Genomic DNA, 17,250 nt, shown 5'->3' with positions numbered 1-17,250 from the left:
ATCATTAATCGGTTTGTATGTCTTGATGGTAGAAGGGGGATTCCCAGTTCCTAAATATCTCTTTCAAATTTAGCAAAGTAAAACAACCATTTTTTTGACACGATATACGTATCTAATTCACCCTGAGTTCCACGTTCAATTGGCGGGTTGATCATTTCAAAGCCTTGTGAATTGTCTAATTCAACTAGCTGATTATTACTATATTCATACGGGACAATGTCAGCTTTAATAGCGGAAATCGGGTGACCCATAAAAAAGACATGCCAGCGAATCGCCATTTCAGGTGTGGCATGTGAAATTAAAAGTAACCCAATAAATAGTGACAGAAAAGAAAGTTTAATAATTTTCATAAAGTGCCTCCGTGATTGAGTTTTACAAATTATAACATATGGTAGGCGCAGTGGAGTAACAATAAGCCAGCTGGACGGTAGTGAATCCCAGCTGGCTTCGTTTCAGTCTGATTTCTCCAACGATTGATACCAAGCATAAATAGTAGTTGGTAAACAAACCGCAAACATAATACCACCGATCAAAAGGACACTATTGCGGAAACTATTCAGCATAAAAAGAAAAATTTGAGTATCCACACTGCCTCCATTTGCTTGAAGCCATAGATTACTGAATGTTTTACCCATCCAGCCACTGCCTAAAATGAGGACAATCCCAATTATCGATAAAATCCCGCTTAACTTCATTAAACTCGAATTGTTCGTCATGTTCCCCTCCACATTTCGAATTTGTTTTAACCTAATATTACACAGAAAACACTTGCGTATTGAATAATACTAAATACTTGTCGCATATTTTTCGAGCTGCTTTTCCTTTTGAGCGGCTAAGCCCGTTTTATGAATTTTATTGAACGGTTCTTTATCCAGCGTTTTTGTTAGCTGGTTCATCATCATTTCCGTGACCATATCCTTTACATCACCAGCGCTTTGTTCGTTTTTCTTTGATTTTGGTAACTTTGTTTCTTGGATTATCACTTTTTCACCGTTTGCTTTCGTAACGTAATGGCGAATATAGCCGTTTTCTTTTTTGATTTCGTAGGCAGCTTTTGATTTTTTGTTTTGATCTAAAAATAAAGCATCCGCTAAGCAATTCGAGCCCTCTTTTTTTAGAGTGCTATAATGGTTATGACTTCCGAAATGTATATTCATATGAACCTCCGAATGTGTAAAATATTTACTTTTATTATCGGTGGAATGACTATAGAATGAAGCGGATTTCTAAAATGTCATAGATGCTGGAGAAAATGCGCTATACTGAAGAAAATATTAGTCAAAAATGATTGAAAGAAGGCAGCTTATGAAAATTGATCGTCCAAAAATCCCGATAGAGTTAACGGAGAAAAGATTCCATGATTTGTATTATGAGGAGGACCCAATACACGAAAATAGCCTGATAACAGGAGCAGATTTTTCTGATGAATCGGTAGACCATATGCAACTTTATCGTTCTATTATTAAGAATTGCACATTCATCCATACAGATTTCAGTAAAATGGATTTGCTGGATGTGCGATTTGAAAACTGTGATTTATCCAATGTCAATCTTACGAAAGCGTCGATTCATCGAGTGGAATTCATTAATTGTAAATTGCTTGGCAGTAATTTCTCGGAATCATCCATTGGAAATGTAAAATTTGAGAACTCGATTTTGAATATGTCGAGCTTTGGTGGTTCAAAGCTTGAAAAAGTGGTTTTTCAGGAGAATTCGCTGCAAAATGCGGACTTTTATGATTGTAAGTTAAAAAAAGTTGAGTTTAATTATTGTAATTTAAATGAAGCGAGCTTTGAGGACACGTCACTTAAGGGTATAGACATCAGTTCTTCAAGTTTTGAGGATTTAACGATTTCAATTGAAGCTTTAAAAGGATGTATCGTATCCACTTCACAAGCTATTCTTTTTTCAACGTTAATGGGGTTAGTTATTAAAGATTAGTAGTGTCGATAGAAAAATGAGATACATAACCTCACGGAGTAGAAAAGTGAGGTTTTTTGCGTTTTCTAATTTATATATTCTGATCTTGCAGATGAACTAATTATTCTAGTAGGTGAGTTAATAGAAAATGACCTATTTTTGAACAATGACAAGCTTACTCCTGAACAACAGTTAAAAAAGACTATAAAGTATTGTTATATAGCTATCATGTAAGTAAATTACCTGGTGAAAAAGTTCAAGCCGAGTTATCGCAGCATTGGATTGATTTCTTTCAAGATAATTTTGGTGAAGCTGTGTATTCAACAGGAAACGGTTGGTCTCAGATGAATGACTCGGAAGACTTTATCCATGATGAATTCCGCGTTGTGTTTAATGCAAAAAATATTACGGAAGCTGAATTACAGGCTGCGCTTAGCAATGTTTACCTAGAAATAACCTATGAAAATTTGCAAGGCATTGTTGAAAAAGAGAAGGTCTACTTAGATAAATTTTTACAATATAAAGAGTAAATGATTCTGACCGTGTGTTCGTTTGAATGCGCGTTTTATTTGTGAGCTGCTTTTTTAATAACAAATAAATGCTAACGAAATTTTCAAACAATAATTTTCTTCTTTAAACGTAAAAACCAACTAATAAGATATGAAAATGATGATTTGATTCCAATCTACTTGTAAGGGAATAAAAAATTATTGTAGTATAAACCTATTGAATAACTAGGTATTGACGTTTAGGGGGAGAGATGATGTTACAAATGGCTTTAACGGGCATCCTTTGTGGTGCTTTATTAGGTTTTGTGATGCAGCGTGGGCGTTTCTGCTTAACAGGCGGTTTCCGTGATATGTATATCGCAAAAGATAATCGTATGTTTTACGCGTTGCTTGTAGCCATTGCGGTGCAAGCAGTTGGTGTGTTTGTATTGATCGAAGCAGGTGCCTTTGAATACCAAGCAGGGCAGTTGTCATTATGGGCAACGATTGCAGGGGCATTTGTTTTTGGTATCGGGATTATTTTAGCGGGTGGCTGTGCGACAGGTACTTGGTATCGTGCAGGTGAAGGGTTAATTGGAAGCTGGATTGCATTAGCATTCTATATGTTAATGGCAGCAATAATGAAATCAGGTCCTTTAGCACAATTTACAGTGGATGCACGGTCACCAGTTGTTGGGACGGATTCAATTGCCAATACATTTGGCATTAATGTTTGGTTTTTAGTCATTCCGTTTGTGGCATTAGTAGCATTTATTGTGTTCCGTGAATTACGTAAGCCACGCGTGAAAATTCCAAGCTTAAAGCCGAAAAAATCTGGATTAGCCCATATTTTATTCGAAAAACGTTGGAATCCATATGCATCTGCGGCTTTAATCGGCTTAATTGCAACCGTCGCATGGCCATTAAGTGCAGCAACAGGGCGTATTTTCGGACTTGGGGTGACTACACCTTCTGCAAACATTTTACAATTTTTAGTGTCAGGGAATTTAGATATCCTTAACTGGGGTGTGTTCTTAGTTTTAGGTATTTTATTTGGCTCGTATTTCGCAGCAAAAATGAGCGGCGAGTTCCGTTTACGTACACCGGACTCAAAAACAGTTGTACGATCTTCAGCGGGCGGTATTTTAATGGGCTTCGGCGCAAGTCTTGCAGGTGGCTGCTCAATCGGTAACGGGCTAGTCATGACGGCCATGATGACTTGGTCTGGCTGGATTGCATTAGCATTTATGATTTTAGGTACATGGACAGCATCTTATTTTGTATTCGTGCGTCCGGCAAAACAACGTGCAGTTGTGCGTAATTAGGGAGAGAAAAACATGAAAAAAACATTAGAAGTATTAGGGATGGTTTGTCCATTCCCATTAATCGAAGCAAAAGAAGCCATTAAAGAATTAAGCTCTGGCGATGAGTTAGAAGTCCAATTCGACTGCACACAAGGCACAGAATCTATTCCACGCTGGGCAGCAGAAGATGGGCACGAAGTAACAAACTATGAGCAACTCGGCGAAGCATCTTGGACGATTACCATTAAGAAAAAATAATAATTGTACGAAAAAGGCATGTAGAATCCATTGGATTTTACGTGTTTTTTTGTGCATTGTTATGGCTCATCACTATAGGTTGGGGATGACATGCAGATTCACTCCTCTGTGCGTTCAATTCGTTTCAAAATACTTTATTATGTGCGTTTATACTGTAAATAATGGTAAAATACGGTTAATCGAGCACAAATATCAAAAACCGAGCATAAAATTGAAAATTCGATCACAAATCACATAAAACCGAGCATAAAAATCGAATATCAAGCAAATTTCCACGTGAAGTGGTTATTCATACCGCCTATCTATAGAAGATTTTAAGAGTCTGCCCCTTGTTTCGGTGATGAAGCAATTATTGTAGAGCTCTTGCATTGAATTGGTAAATAAATGACAATGATGTAGAGGTGATTGGATGAAAAAGTTCATTTTCACACTGCTATGCCTGCTTGTGCTCGCAGGCTGTGGACAAAAGGAGCCAACATTAGATGATGAATTATTATTTGAATTGCAGGATGTCAATGACAAGGAATTTAAATTGTTAATGGAACGTACGACCAATTTTACAGAACAAGAGATTAAGCAAAACTATGCGACACTTGTCTTCGATTATCAGGTACGAAATGGTAAAAAATTCGATAAACTAACGGTGGCGCCTAATGATACTATTGGTCAATTAATGGATGCAGTTAGGTTTGAGGGTGGAATTAGATTTATGAATGGCGATGGAAAAGGAAGCAATTTTAGAAATGGTAGTTTCGAACGAGACTCATTCCGCCTTGTATTATATACGAAGGATTTTACAAAAGAGCAAATCCGAGACATTGTGAGCAACTATGAATTAGAGGTTGGATGGAAAAATAAAGACGGGCGCTGGCAAACTGAAATAATACCAGCAGGTGCGTCATTTAAGGATATGAGGGGACAGTAAACGATGACATTATACAGCATATTCGTGGCAGACAAAAAAATGAATGAAGTAGATTGTACCGGGATTGACTATGTAACGGTACGTGAAATGAAAAAAATGTATCCGATTTCGGAGCATTTCCCAGAGCAACCTTGGCACTCGATGGATGATGACGTGCAAATTTTACATGCGCCGGATGAAGCAGCTTTCGGCAAATTGCATGTTTTTCAGTGGGAAATTCCGCCCTATGATTTAGCGCATTATAGTGACAAAGCATTCATCTATGGCGTCGAAGGAAATTGGAATGCGGACTTTTTAAGCGATCTATTACAATATATTAAAGAACAGCTTTCGCCGAAGCAAAATGTGGAATTACTACGCTTTTGGGCAGGGGATTACCCGCTACCAAAGCTTAAAAAGCATACGATTTCCATAAACGAACTCAATCTTGCTCAATTACAAGAAATTGAGGGAGAGGAATATATACGTGTGCAATTGGTTTAGTTGTACTTTGATTAAGGAGGAAGTTCGATGATTCATATTATTTTCGGCGAATCAGCTGCGGGTTCGATGAGGTTTGCCTTTAAAAAGGATAAGGCTGAAATCATTGCGTTCCCAAATTTTTTAGGTGAGGGACCGATTCAGGGATTATTCACGACAGCAGGCTTGAATGCACGCGCAGCTTGGCTAGAGCGGGCATTTCGAATCGATGGTTTGGACTGGACATCTCGTTTTGAACAGGCCATCAAGCAATTGGAAGCCGTTGCTGAAGGGGAGTCCGTTCTTATTTAGGCAAGTGAAAATGCTGCGGAGCAATTTGGTTTGCGTATTGTTTGTCATGTGCTTGCTAACAATAATTGTGCTATTTTTCATTGTAATACAACTGAAAATATGCTGTTTCTACATCATGAACGCAATCTCCAACAGCTCATTCGACATTCTGGTGAAATAAGCGCTGAGAAAATGCGCACCATGCTTCATGAAAAGCAGTATGACCAGCTATCGACGCAGCAAATCGCACATTTTTCCACACAAGCTAAACAATTGATGCAGGGGAGTTCACTTCTTCGTACATGGCATCGTGGCGAAATTTTAGAGGATGTCGAAACGCGGGATGATGCGCTGATTTTGCAGTATTTAAAGGAGCTCCAGCAGGAAATGAACGAAGAATTTATTCGAGCGCCGCGCCTAATCGGTCATGTGCTGGGCTTTAGTGAGCATGATATTCATGATACGTGGATTGAATATCGTTTGCTGACATTAATTAAGCAGGGTGCGGTGAATTATCACGGGGATTTACGGGAGATGCGGATGTATGAAGTGCAATGTTAAGCGTGTGCTACATTATTGATAAGAAAATTATAGGAATAACCTCACATTGTAGAAGTGTGGGGTTATTTGGTGTTTTAAAGCTGTCCCTCAAAATGAGCGAGTTGGTAATACAGAGAATATGAACATTATAAATTGCGAAACAGTTTTAAATTCCTGAAAGTACAATGAAAAGGCGAACATTGGTAAATAATCTGAGAAGCGCTGGTTTTTATTTATGGTAAATTTATTCAAAAATTTGAAACGTTTTGGTAGTGAAGTACATCTAACAAGTAAGAAAGGTGGGAGGACGTTGACGCAAAAATCTTTATTGAAGAAAGCACAAAAAGGCAATGAAAAGGCCTTTGTGGAATTGCTACAACACGAAAAGCTCAAAATTTATAATATGGCATATCTATATATGAAAAATGAGAATGATGCATTGGATGTTGTACAGGAAACGGTGGCGCGGGCATTTGCCAGCATTAGCACGGTGAAGGAGCCAGCTTATTTTTCTACATGGTTGACAAAAATCTGCATAAACACAGCACTTGAAAGCATTCGAAAAAAGAACAAAATCATCTATATGGAACAGCCAATCACTGAAATAGTGAATGAGCCCGCAATCGATGAAAAACTCGATTTACTTGAGGCGATTGAGCAGCTTGATGAAAAATATAAAGCGGTTATTATACTGAAATATTATCAAGACTTACCAGTGAGAGAAATTGCTCAACTGCTGCAATGTCCTGAGGGAACGGTCAAAACGAATTTACATAGAGCCATCCAGCAGTTAAAAAAATATGTGTTAAAAGGGGGAAGTCACTATGGAGAACAATATTAAAAAAGCAATAGAGCAAATCGATGTACCACTCGACAAATTGGATGCAGCGATTATGATTGGTGTGCAGGCAAATGTGAAGAAACGCCCAAAACGTATGATGAAACTCGTATTAGGGCTTGTTTCAACCCTAGTTCTCGTGCTTCTCTCAGGCTATATTTCTCCTTCCGTGGCACGTGTACTAGCGACGGTCCCGATTATCGGTAACCTTTATTACGATATTGAACAGCAGGATATCGGACTTCAAGTGGCGTTGTCTGATGCGAATAAGATTGTGTTAAATGAATCGGTGACGAGTTCAGATATTACGGTAACCTTTGAGGAAATCGTTTTTGATGGGGAACGGATGCATGTCATTTTTTCAATGGACGAATTTCGTGATATTTATCCGTTATATATTTACGTAGATGGTAATCTTGTGAATCAGGCTGAAGGTTTACGGGAATTAGAAAGTGACACAGGCTATCGGGGGTTATGGGAATTAGATTTTGAGGAAGAATTACCGGATGCCTTTGAGGTAAACATTCAAATTCGATATATCGAGGGGATTAAGGGGGATTGGCAGATCACAACACCAATACAAAAAGTTGCGAACAATGAAAAAACGATTGCCACCAATCAACAAGGGCAAGTGGACGGCATTGATTATGAAGTGATAGAGCTTAAGACATCTAACACTTCAACAGTATTAAAAATGCGTTTTGCTGCAAACTTTACCACGATGTTGATGGGGGAGCAACGATTAAAGGCAACCATTACCGATCAACAGGGCATGCCTCTAAAAGTTTTGGACTTTAACACAGGAGGGGAATCGGATGCGCCGGAATTTAAATATATTATTGAACCATTAGCGGATGATGTAAGTAAAATGGTGGTGCAACTATATTACGAGCCACTCATTTACGAACGAAATGAAATTAACAAACGATTAAGCAAAACATTGCCGCAACGTATTTCATTTGGCAAAATGGGTGAGCTTGTTATAACGGATATTGTGGAAAAGGATCATTTGCGTACGTTAACGTTTAAGGTAGAGAGTTCGTTTGCGTTTGATTATGATTTCGACCCTAGTGTACACGTGCAAAATCGCGCTGGCGAGAGCCTTGTGACGGAGTATGTACATGCAGTGGGACCAAATGAGTATGAGTTAACATACCAAGATACTGGCGGAGATGTTTACGTGAGTTTGTTGGAGATGCCAAAGCTTGAAGTGTTAGAACGTTTTGAACTAGATGTAAAATAGGACGAAGAGGCGTTACCAAAAACAGGTAGCGCCTTTTAGTATGCAGGATAATCGATAATTCACACTGTTTAAAATCCACTTAATAATTTTGTTACTATGAACATTTGAAATGCTTAGAAGTACATAACAAAAGACCTCAAATCCACTTACTTGTATTTGCTTTGCGCTTAAATAGAATCAGGCTTAAGATAGCACTGGAGATTATTGAAATTAATATTTTGATAAGATCGTTATTTGTAAGCCCTTTAATCACGTATTCCTTAAACTTTTGTAGTAAGGTTGCTTCTGAAACCCAATCAATCACATACCCAATCCCTAGCATCGTAGGAAGGCTAATCAATAGATATACAAAGATAACACCGAGAATAAACGTCTTGATTTTCAAAGTATTTGACCTCCATCCCTATACGTGAACTTTTAACGAAATTTCATTCATATTGATAACAAGTTTCATAGCTACTCAACAATAACAAGCTCTGACAAGCCAAGCCGTTCTCATGATATATTTCGTGTTCAATTTTTAAGGTTATGTTTCGATTTATATTTGGATCATTAGGATCATTAGGATCAACATTGGTAATCGCTAGTGTTGTATCATCTTCCCAATGAACAACAACTTCGCTTTTCGCATCGGCATAATAAACAATTTTTGTGGAATCCTCTTTTTCGTTTTTTACCTCCATCCACACATTGACCCCACCTAAAACGCCACCATAAGGTTCATAATAGACCGTTGCAGCATAGGTTTCATTAAGGGAAAAGATCGGTCCCACACCTGGTTGCATATTATCTTTTTCAATGAGCCCAAACGTAAAGAAATATTGAATGTAAATAAAAATTGCGAGTAATAACGTGGGCCCTGCAGCGGTTGCCATCGTCAGTTTTTTAGGAAAAGGTATTTTCTTAAAGGAATATCGAATGAGTTGAATTGCTAAAATGACGGTCAAAATAGCCGTGACTAAAAATACGATTAATTCAATGAACCGTAGCCCAAGATTCATGAAATCCCCCCATTTCATCTATAGTAAAGACGACGCACTGGAAAATAGGATTCCGTTTTTAAATAGTTTAAGTAACAACGATAGGACCGAATGGAACTTTCTACATTAAAATACGTACCTATGTAAAAGGAGTGTAAGCAAGTGAAAAGGGTACTAATAATGGGCTGTCTATTCATTACTCTCTATTTTATTTTCAAGCCTTGGCCAGAGCCAACGATGCTTGAAATTGTGGAAAGTTATGAGGAAAGATGGGGTGTTCCATTACCAGAGCCACAACGTTTCGAGAAGGTTTGGGCAACAAAATATCCAGCGCGCGGAGACGGCGAATGGTATTCGGTGATGCTTTATGAACAGGAGCTACCTGAAGCGAACGAAGCAAACTTCACTGAGATTACAGCTCAAAATGAGAAGGTTATTTTAGGCAAGGTCAATCGTTTTATAGCCAATACAATCGATACGCATCTAAGTGATAAAGAAACACAGATAGCTATTCGCGAAGCATTTGATGAGCATCCGGTCGAATTTTCGGTAGGGGATTATTATTTTCATCAAGCAGAAAATGGTGGCAATGATTATATTATTGGCGTTTACAGTCAAGCATACAAAAAAGTTTACTTAATGGAATGGCATCAATAGTTCGAGTAATTAATACTTTTGATTGGAGTTATTATGAAATATTTTATTATAAGCGTTGCACTTATAGTCGGTGTCATTTTTTATTGGGCATTTAATGCTTCACAATATACTGTGGATAGAGGGAAATTAATTAATTTTCTGGAACAAGGGGAAACAACGATTGATTTAACCAAAGTCACGAATTTTGAATGGACAAAGGCTGTTGCATTCGGTCCTTATACAACAACGGAAATGATGGAAGAATCGCTCGGCATTTCGATGGGTTTCGGTGGTGGAGAAGTGCTGGAGTCGAATTTTAAAATTGTCTTTGTCAATGATAAAAAGAAGCTAAGCTCCGTCACATTAAGTAGGGAATACGGTGATTATTCAGTGAAGGATAATCGGTATTTAGTGGTGGAGAAAAAGTAGTGCTGCAACAAAATAACCTCACGTAAAAAATAACGTGAGGTGAGCACTCAATTGATAATTTGATATTTTGTTTTCGGTCCATGTCCGATGCGTTCAATTTGATTGGCTACAATGAGCTTATCTAAAATTTTGCGCACCGTTGTCTTACTTTTATTTAAAAAGGTTTCGAGCTCTTTTGCTGAAAATTCAGGGTGATGGGACAACCAAGCCGTCAAAGGTTCATCTTCCGTTTGCACTACTAGTAATGGTTTTTTCGGTAATGTCACAACAAAGGCATTCGGTCCGATTTGCCAAGTAGGTGACACTGTGCTATCTTTGTAGCTTTCAACCATACATTGCAAGCCAGTACCGTACTTTTCCATCCATTTTAACCGGTGTAAAACATGCGCTAATTTTGCATTGCGGCTTTGTGAAACGCCAAGTTCAATATCCTCGGCCGTCAATCCTTTTACCAAACCACCAACAGAAATAATTTCAATTTCGTTTTGGTATAGGTGAACGAGGATGCTCCCATTATAGCTATAATCACGGTGTGTAACGGCATTGATTAACGCTTCACGTAAAGCATAAGCAGGGAAGCGTTCATGTTCCTCGTCATTACGAGAGGAATGATTCATATAGCTTAAGGCTTGTTCAACCTGAGTTAAAATCGACCCGCTAAACTCTTTGCGCTCTTGAATTTCGACTTTATCGGAATCTAAAAAACGTGCACATTTAATGCTGTGTTCACATTGATCCGAAAAAAGTAAACCTAAATTAGTAAAATAACCGTCCTCTGTTAGTAAGCCAAGCTTTCGTTGCTGCTTCGGACCAAACTTTTTCCCCTGTTTATTAAATACTTCTAACGCATCGTGGAATGTTAAGTCTTGTTGGATACTGCGCATTGTTTCAAAATGGGTGCTATCTGTTTCGAGAATCATTTGACGGATTTTTTCTTCGGATGCCTTTGTAATCGAACTACCATCGCGAATAAATACACCGGATGGATTCATTCCTTTATTTTTCAAATGATAGGGACGTTTAGTACCACGTGACACAGAAATTTTGATGATTTCTTTGTCGTCAATTGTTTCAAGTTCTATACAGTTATGTCCTGAAATATCTGGTTGAATGCTATTACGTAGCGTATTCTTAACCAATTTGAATGCTTTCTTGGCATTTTTTAAACCTACTACGGAGCCGTCATCATCAATACCAATATAGAGCTCGCCACCTTGAGTATTCGCAAATGCAATAATTTCCCTTTTTACATCATTCGTTAATTTACGTTTGAATTCTACTGTCGAAGATTTTTGTTTATCCATCAATGTCACCTCTAACGATTATTTTTTTGTAATCAATAGGAATCGATTAAAATCGATTCGCCAATTCACAGCTTCTTTAATGAATATATGTTTCATAACCTGATAAAATATCTCCAAAACACAAAAAAGCGAGAGGAAATCTCACTTTTGCTCTAGTATTTCGATAAACGCGTTTTTTTGACGCTATTGATGATTGAACGAATCGAAGCATACGCCGATTATCGTCATGTACATTGCTCCTTATGTATAATCATTTCGATTTCACTTACTAACTGCTGCGTTGTCGTTTGTTCATGAATCGTCAAAATATAATCTACCTCATCACAAGTGGGGGAATCGATTTGTGGAAGCTGTTTTTCTAGCAATTCCTCATATGTATAAGTTACGTCACGAAATAGCTTTGTGTCCCGTAATGTGTTGTCAATTCGGTTTTGTAACACGTCTTGTGCAAGAGCAAAGTGAATATATACGCGAACAAATTGCTCTGCAGGGAAGAAGCGTGCTAATAGCTGCTGGCGCGGTGCTTTATGGATATTACTATTGCACAAAATCAAATTGTATGAAGTTTGGGCAATGGCATAGTGCAATAATGTTTCAGATATAAGAAATTTCAGTGTATTTGGTCCGCTTTGTGGTACAAGCTTTTCATAATGCGTATTTAAAAATTCCGCCTGTTTGTCTTGATCGAGGACAATAAAATGGGGAAACGCCTGTTCAAGCTGCCGCGCAATTGTCGTTTTTCCACTATGGGTAGGACCGATTGTTAAAATAACGATTCGTTTCATAGCTACCTCCTCTAGTTGTTATTTCGAAAAATCATTCCACCAGCCCCATACGAAAAGCGGTCGAAATAATTTGGGTGCGGTTGTTCGCCTGTAATTTGTCCATTAATCGTTGCACATAATCACGCACCGTATATTCACTTAAAAACAGAACACTGGCAATTTCTTTATTTTTATAGCCTTCCGCAAGCAAATACAAAATCGTATATTCCTTCTCGCTTAGCTGTATGCGATGATTCAATTGATTGCGCAGCTGTTTGCGAGCCAAGTACATACCAAGACGCTTGCCTGCTTGTTCAAGTAAAAACAATTTTTCGTTGTCACATTCAAATGTTTCACCCATTTGGTCAAAGGATATCCAGCCATATAGCTGCTGTTCATATTCAATCGGAATAAATATGACGGAGGAAAGCTCAAATAAATCAATGGCAACCTGTTGCACATAAGGCGCTGGTTCCTTTAAGAAAATGGGCTTTTTTAATGCAAAAACAGGCTCTAATTCAATATTTCCTTGCATGCGTTGGACTTTTAGCAAATCTGCTCCAATAACACCGGAAAATTTATTGAGCCATGGGTTGTAACTAAAAAAATGCAGCGCTTAAATTGAAAAATTTCCTCAGCCTTCACAAGCAGTAATGGTAAATCCTCAGTACCATTCAATTGAATCAAATCTATACTAAACGCATCAAGCTGTTTGAATGAAGTTTGGGATAATTCGATTGCAGCAATCGGCTTTTCAAGCAATTGCATAAACGAGCGCATACTCTGATTCATAATCTCCACATGGGTTGCTAAAATGGCTTCTTTGTTGGAATGGTCAACTGAATCTAATACTGTACGTAAAACATGTTCCATTGTGATTGGAAAATAGCGCGTTTTATCAACTGGCAAACTATGCTGATGCACACGCACCCAATATCGGAGTGCTTCTAAATTAACTTGTTGCTGCTTCATTTGATTAGCTAAAAATTGCAAAAATGATATTGAAATAAGATGAAATTGGCGCTTTTCAATTGCGGTTAAATCGGGAATACTCTCGATGTACGCGGTCGCTTCATTTTGCAGGTCACTTCGATACATTTTTAAAAATAGCAAATATGGAAATTGTTCGTGTGTCATGGTTTCACCTACATTTATATGTAATTTGTTTATAAAATAACCGTTGTTTATACGTATCATATCACATGAAAGCGCTTTAATATAAAGGTATAAGCAATATTATTACTATTCTTTCAAAGGAGAGGTTCTTATGAATTTCAAAAATGTAACAATCGCAGGTAGTGGTGTTTTAGGTAGCCAAATCGCATTCCAATCGGCTTTCTTTGGCTTTAACGTAAGTGTTTATGATATTAATGAAGGCGCAATTGAAGCAGCCAAAACACGAATGATCGCATTGAAAGACACATATGGTGCTTATTTTAAAGATGAGGCGCGCGCGGAAAAAGCATTGGCTAGTTTTTCTTATTTCACAGATTTAGCAGCGGCGACAAAGGATGCTGACCTCGTAATTGAGGCTGTACCTGAGCGTATCGAAATCAAACAAAGCTTCTATGAGAATTTAGCAAAGGTTGCACCGAAAAAAACAGTATTTGCATCAAACTCATCGACATTATTACCAAGCCAGTTTGCAGCATTTACGGGGCGTCCCGAAAAATTCTTGGCGTTACACTTTGCTAATTCGATTTGGCAAAATAACACTGCAGAGGTTATGGGACATCCAGGTACAGATGTACAATATGTGGAGCAAGTAGCGGATTTCGCACGTGCCATTCAGATGATTCCATTCGTGCTGAAAAAGGAGCAACCAGGCTATATTTTAAACACATTGTTAGTGCCATTCTTATCAGCCGCAATGGAATTATGGGTAAAAGATATTGCCGATCCACAAACAATCGACAAAAACTGGATGATTTCAACAGGCGCACCACGCGGACCTTTCGCAATTTATGACATTGTTGGTATGGAAACGCCGTACAACTTAAACTTAATGCGCGCAGAAAAAGACCCAGCAGCTAAATTCGTTGCTGAAAAAATTAAACGTGAAATGATTGACCAGGGAAAAATGGGGATTTCGACAGGAGAAGGCTTCTATAAATATCCGAACCCAGCCTACTTAGACCCGAACTTTACGAAATCAAACTAATTGAATCATTTTTAAAAACCGCTAAGCTTTTGTTAGCGGTTTTTTTAGTGCATCATTCTAATGAAATATTTAAGTTTGAGTTAGATGAGGAATAAGTTCCGAAGTCATTGTATATGGAGAAGAAATGTAAATTTAGAGGCTGATTTCATGGTACAATGAATAGAATGTCGATTGCAGGGGGAAAACTTATGGAACTAATGAGTCAATCTGGCTTGGTATACTGGTTATCATTCATTCCGCCACTATTTTTTATTAGCTGCTTTTATTTTACGTTAACCTTTTTCCAACAGCTAAAAGTAGGGGATGAAACACGCATCAAAAAGGCGAAAATGGGGGCAATCCTTTCGTTAATACTCGCCTTATTCATACCGGCTATAGCGCAAATGATTATGTTCTTTTTAATGATGCGATAAGCAAGCAAAGGAGCTGCTCATATTATTGTGGGTAGCTCTCTTTTTTAGGTTCTTCTAATATATAGTGTGATTGTTCTAATAAGTTATGTAAAGATTCTAATAAACAGGTTCATCACCGAATTTTAGGGTTGTTATTCACAATTATTTATAGATAGGCGGTATGAATGACCACTTTACGTGGAAATATGCTCGATATTTGATTTTTATGCTCGTTTTTTCGTGATTTATGCTCGTTTTTTCGTGATTTATGCTCGAATTTTCATTTTTATGCTCGTTTTTCAGAACTTTATGCTCGATTAACCGTATTTTACCATTAAATTCAGTATAAACGCACACAATAAAGCATTTTTGAAACGAATTGAATGCACTGAGGAGTGAATCTACATGTCATCCTCAACTATGAGCCAATAAACACCCTAAAAATTCAAATTAACCTAAGAAAAGCTCTAATATCCTAGAAAAGCCCCATCACTTTCTGCTAATGCAAGTAATCAAATCGTTTCATTCACTTAAAATATGTCGAATTATGCACGGAATTTGAAAATATTATTAATTGAATGTTAAGAGATTGTAAAAGCAATTTACATTTACCTATAAGCAATTGCATAATAAGTCACATAACGTTGAAAGGTAGTTGACACATGGAAGTTAATTTTCAAGAGATGATATTTCAATTCTTAGGTGGTTTAGGGCTATTCTTGTTCGCCATTAAGTATATGGGAGATGGCTTACAAAAAGCGGCGGGTGATAGACTACGTGATATATTAGATAAGTTTACGACCAATCCATTTATGGGCGTACTTGTCGGGATAGTGGTAACAGTTTTAATTCAATCCAGCTCAGGGACGACGGTAATTACAGTTGGGCTTGTAAGTGCGGGCTTTATGACATTAAGACAAGCGATAGGTGTTATTATGGGTGCCAATATTGGTACAACAGTAACGGCATTTATTATCGGGATTGATGTTGGCGCGTATGCTTACCCAATCATGGCGCTTGGGGCTGTGTTTTTATTCTTCTTTAAGAAAAGTACCATTCAAAATATTGGACAAGTATTATTTGGATTTGCGGGCTTATTCATTGGGTTAGAAATGATGAGTAGCGGTATGAAGCCTTTACGTGATTGGCAGCCGTTTTTAGATTTAACAGTTCAAATGAGTGACATTCCGGTGTTAGGTCTTCTTGTCGGTACCGTGTTCACACTGATTGTTCAATCTTCATCTGCGACAGTCGGCATTTTACAGGGGCTTTATGCAGAGGGGCTTATTCCATTAGCAGGAGCGTTACCCGTATTATTTGGTGATAATATCGGAACGACGATTACAGCTGTTTTAGCTTCATTAGGTGCTTCTGTTGCCGCGCGTCGTGCCGCAGCAACACATGTCATCTTTAACTTAATTGGTTCAATAATCTTTATTTTATTATTAGTTCCATTCACAGCGTATGTGGAGTGGATTACAGGGGTATTAAATTTAGAAAGCAAAATGCAAATTGCCTTTGCTCACGGGACATTTAATATTGCCAACACATTAATTCAGTTGCCATTTATCGGTGTTCTTGCTAGGATCGTGACGAAGCTAATACCGGGAGAAGATTCTCTAATTGAGCATAAACCGAAATATTTAGATGAAAATTTAATTGCGCAATCGCCATCACTGGCTTTAGGTCAAGCAAAAATGGAAGTCATGCATATGGGCGCTTACGGTGTACAAGGCATGAAAGAAACGTTACATTATTTACAAACAGGTGACACAAAGGCCATTGGTAATGTCGAGCAATTAGAAGAAGCTATTAATAATTTAGATCGTAAATCAACGGAATATTTAGTGAAGCTATCGAAACAAGCTTTATCTCGATCTGAATCCACGTTACATCATAATTTATTTGATAATATTCGTGATATTGAGCGAATTGGTGACCATGTCGAAAATATCGTGGAGCTTTTACAATACCGCGATGCCAATAAAGTAAAACTAAGTGATGAAGCACAAGCAGAGTTAGTGGAAATGTATGAATATACGATGGATACTGTGCGTCAAGCTTTAGAAGCACTTGAAAAAAATGACTTAGCACTTGCACAAGAAGTATATGCAAGAGAAAATGAAATTGACGTGATGGAACGTAAATTGCGAAAAATGCATATTTATCGTTTAAACGAAGGCATTTGCTCTGGTTCAGCAGGCATTGTTTTTGCAGACATTATTAGCAATTTAGAACGAATTGGCGATCACGCAAAAAATATTGTAGATACAGTGAAATAATAAGAGGCGAAAACCCTGTTTGTGTGGGTTTTCGCC

The 17,250-nt window shown here is 37.8% G+C and carries 24 protein-coding genes; 15 read left to right on the top strand and 9 right to left on the bottom strand.

Annotated elements, in window-relative coordinates:
- Positions 1–50: 50 nt before the first annotated feature.
- From MKX47_RS10635 to MKX47_RS10625, 3 genes are all read right to left on the bottom strand, one after another.
- Entirely contained in the window at positions 51–350 is a 300-nt protein-coding gene (locus tag MKX47_RS10635) for a hypothetical protein (protein ID WP_340773850.1), read from the bottom strand.
- 102 nt (positions 351–452) lie between these two features.
- Complete coding sequence (locus MKX47_RS10630; RefSeq protein WP_340773847.1) at positions 453–716, bottom strand: hypothetical protein; 264 nt, start codon at positions 714–716, stop codon at positions 453–455.
- 69 nt (positions 717–785) lie between these two features.
- Complete coding sequence (locus MKX47_RS10625) at positions 786–1,157, bottom strand: hypothetical protein (RefSeq protein ID WP_340773844.1); 372 nt, start codon at positions 1,155–1,157, stop codon at positions 786–788.
- A gap of 148 nt (positions 1,158–1,305) precedes the next feature.
- Here MKX47_RS10625 and MKX47_RS10620 point away from each other — a divergent pair, with 148 nt between their 5' ends.
- The 10 genes from MKX47_RS10620 (at position 1,306) to MKX47_RS10575 (ending at position 8,266) form a co-directional block, all read left to right on the top strand.
- A complete protein-coding gene (locus MKX47_RS10620) occupies positions 1,306–1,941 on the top strand; it encodes a pentapeptide repeat-containing protein (RefSeq protein WP_340773841.1) in 636 nt (211 codons plus the stop codon).
- A 191-nt stretch (positions 1,942–2,132) separates the two neighbouring features.
- Positions 2,133–2,450: a hypothetical protein gene (locus tag MKX47_RS10615; RefSeq protein WP_340773839.1), complete on the top strand. Its 318-nt coding sequence runs from the start codon at positions 2,133–2,135 to the stop codon at positions 2,448–2,450.
- Positions 2,451–2,683: 233 nt separating this feature from the next.
- Positions 2,684–3,733, top strand: a complete 1,050-nt coding sequence (locus tag MKX47_RS10610) for a YeeE/YedE family protein (RefSeq protein ID WP_340773837.1) — start codon at positions 2,684–2,686, stop codon at positions 3,731–3,733.
- 12 nt (positions 3,734–3,745) lie between these two features.
- On the top strand, positions 3,746–3,970 hold the full coding sequence (locus MKX47_RS10605) for a sulfurtransferase TusA family protein (RefSeq protein ID WP_340773835.1): 225 nt from the start codon (positions 3,746–3,748) through the stop codon (positions 3,968–3,970).
- Between the two features lie 409 nt (positions 3,971–4,379).
- Positions 4,380–4,895, top strand: coding sequence for an LptM family lipoprotein (locus tag MKX47_RS10600; RefSeq protein ID WP_340773832.1), 516 nt, complete (start codon positions 4,380–4,382; stop codon positions 4,893–4,895).
- 3 nt (positions 4,896–4,898) lie between these two features.
- Complete coding sequence (locus MKX47_RS10595) at positions 4,899–5,378, top strand: hypothetical protein (protein WP_340773830.1); 480 nt, start codon at positions 4,899–4,901, stop codon at positions 5,376–5,378.
- A 27-nt stretch (positions 5,379–5,405) separates the two neighbouring features.
- Positions 5,406–5,666, top strand: coding sequence for a DUF1835 domain-containing protein (locus tag MKX47_RS10590; RefSeq protein WP_340773827.1), 261 nt, complete (start codon positions 5,406–5,408; stop codon positions 5,664–5,666).
- Positions 5,667–5,696: 30 nt separating this feature from the next.
- Positions 5,697–6,206 carry a DUF3658 domain-containing protein gene (locus MKX47_RS10585; protein ID WP_340773824.1) on the top strand — a complete coding sequence of 170 codons (510 nt, stop codon included), beginning with the start codon at positions 5,697–5,699 and terminating at the stop codon, positions 6,204–6,206.
- Positions 6,207–6,495: 289 nt separating this feature from the next.
- A complete protein-coding gene (locus tag MKX47_RS10580) occupies positions 6,496–7,026 on the top strand; it encodes a sigma-70 family RNA polymerase sigma factor (RefSeq protein WP_340773822.1) in 531 nt (176 codons plus the stop codon).
- Positions 7,010–8,266, top strand: coding sequence for a DUF4179 domain-containing protein (locus tag MKX47_RS10575; RefSeq protein ID WP_340773819.1), 1,257 nt, complete (start codon positions 7,010–7,012; stop codon positions 8,264–8,266). Before MKX47_RS10580 ends, MKX47_RS10575 begins: the two co-directional genes overlap by 17 nt.
- A gap of 136 nt (positions 8,267–8,402) precedes the next feature.
- Here MKX47_RS10575 and MKX47_RS10570 read toward each other — a convergent pair whose 3' ends face one another.
- Together MKX47_RS10570 and MKX47_RS10565 are read right to left on the bottom strand one after the other, a co-directional pair.
- On the bottom strand, positions 8,403–8,651 hold the full coding sequence (locus tag MKX47_RS10570) for a hypothetical protein (RefSeq protein WP_340773817.1): 249 nt from the start codon (positions 8,649–8,651) through the stop codon (positions 8,403–8,405).
- A gap of 43 nt (positions 8,652–8,694) precedes the next feature.
- Positions 8,695–9,267: a DUF5412 family protein gene (locus tag MKX47_RS10565; protein WP_340773815.1), complete on the bottom strand. Its 573-nt coding sequence runs from the start codon at positions 9,265–9,267 to the stop codon at positions 8,695–8,697.
- Between the two features lie 141 nt (positions 9,268–9,408).
- Here MKX47_RS10565 and MKX47_RS10560 point away from each other — a divergent pair, with 141 nt between their 5' ends.
- Together MKX47_RS10560 and MKX47_RS10555 are read left to right on the top strand one after the other, a co-directional pair.
- A complete protein-coding gene (locus MKX47_RS10560) occupies positions 9,409–9,903 on the top strand; it encodes a hypothetical protein (RefSeq protein ID WP_340773813.1) in 495 nt (164 codons plus the stop codon).
- A 33-nt stretch (positions 9,904–9,936) separates the two neighbouring features.
- Positions 9,937–10,311, top strand: coding sequence for a hypothetical protein (locus MKX47_RS10555; protein WP_340773810.1), 375 nt, complete (start codon positions 9,937–9,939; stop codon positions 10,309–10,311).
- 47 nt (positions 10,312–10,358) lie between these two features.
- On the opposite strand, the gene MKX47_RS10550 is transcribed toward MKX47_RS10555, so the two are convergent.
- The 4 genes from MKX47_RS10550 to MKX47_RS10535 form a co-directional block, all read right to left on the bottom strand.
- Positions 10,359–11,615 carry an RNA-binding domain-containing protein gene (locus tag MKX47_RS10550; RefSeq protein WP_340773807.1) on the bottom strand — a complete coding sequence of 419 codons (1,257 nt, stop codon included), beginning with the start codon at positions 11,613–11,615 and terminating at the stop codon, positions 10,359–10,361.
- 224 nt (positions 11,616–11,839) lie between these two features.
- Positions 11,840–12,400 (bottom strand): AAA family ATPase, encoded by a 561-nt coding sequence (locus MKX47_RS10545; protein WP_340773803.1) that lies wholly within the window; start codon positions 12,398–12,400, stop codon positions 11,840–11,842.
- A gap of 31 nt (positions 12,401–12,431) precedes the next feature.
- Positions 12,432–12,932 (bottom strand): response regulator transcription factor, encoded by a 501-nt coding sequence (locus MKX47_RS10540; protein ID WP_340773802.1) that lies wholly within the window; start codon positions 12,930–12,932, stop codon positions 12,432–12,434.
- Positions 12,926–13,516, bottom strand: a complete 591-nt coding sequence (locus tag MKX47_RS10535; protein ID WP_340773799.1) for a hypothetical protein — start codon at positions 13,514–13,516, stop codon at positions 12,926–12,928. Before MKX47_RS10535 ends, MKX47_RS10540 begins: the two co-directional genes overlap by 7 nt.
- A gap of 130 nt (positions 13,517–13,646) precedes the next feature.
- Here MKX47_RS10535 and MKX47_RS10530 point away from each other — a divergent pair, with 130 nt between their 5' ends.
- The 3 genes from MKX47_RS10530 (at position 13,647) to MKX47_RS10520 (ending at position 17,214) form a co-directional block, all read left to right on the top strand.
- Positions 13,647–14,540 carry a 3-hydroxyacyl-CoA dehydrogenase gene (locus MKX47_RS10530; protein WP_340773797.1) on the top strand — a complete coding sequence of 298 codons (894 nt, stop codon included), beginning with the start codon at positions 13,647–13,649 and terminating at the stop codon, positions 14,538–14,540.
- A 188-nt stretch (positions 14,541–14,728) separates the two neighbouring features.
- On the top strand, positions 14,729–14,953 hold the full coding sequence (locus MKX47_RS10525) for a hypothetical protein (RefSeq protein WP_340773795.1): 225 nt from the start codon (positions 14,729–14,731) through the stop codon (positions 14,951–14,953).
- Positions 14,954–15,594: 641 nt separating this feature from the next.
- Positions 15,595–17,214, top strand: coding sequence for a Na/Pi cotransporter family protein (locus tag MKX47_RS10520; RefSeq protein WP_340773793.1), 1,620 nt, complete (start codon positions 15,595–15,597; stop codon positions 17,212–17,214).
- The last annotated feature ends 36 nt before the right edge of the window (positions 17,215–17,250 follow it).

Source organism: Solibacillus sp. FSL R7-0668, from assembly GCF_038006205.1.
Classification (GTDB): domain Bacteria; phylum Bacillota; class Bacilli; order Bacillales_A; family Planococcaceae; genus Solibacillus.
Note: the sequence above shows the minus strand (reverse complement) of the source record. Positions and strands in the feature narration are given on the sequence as shown.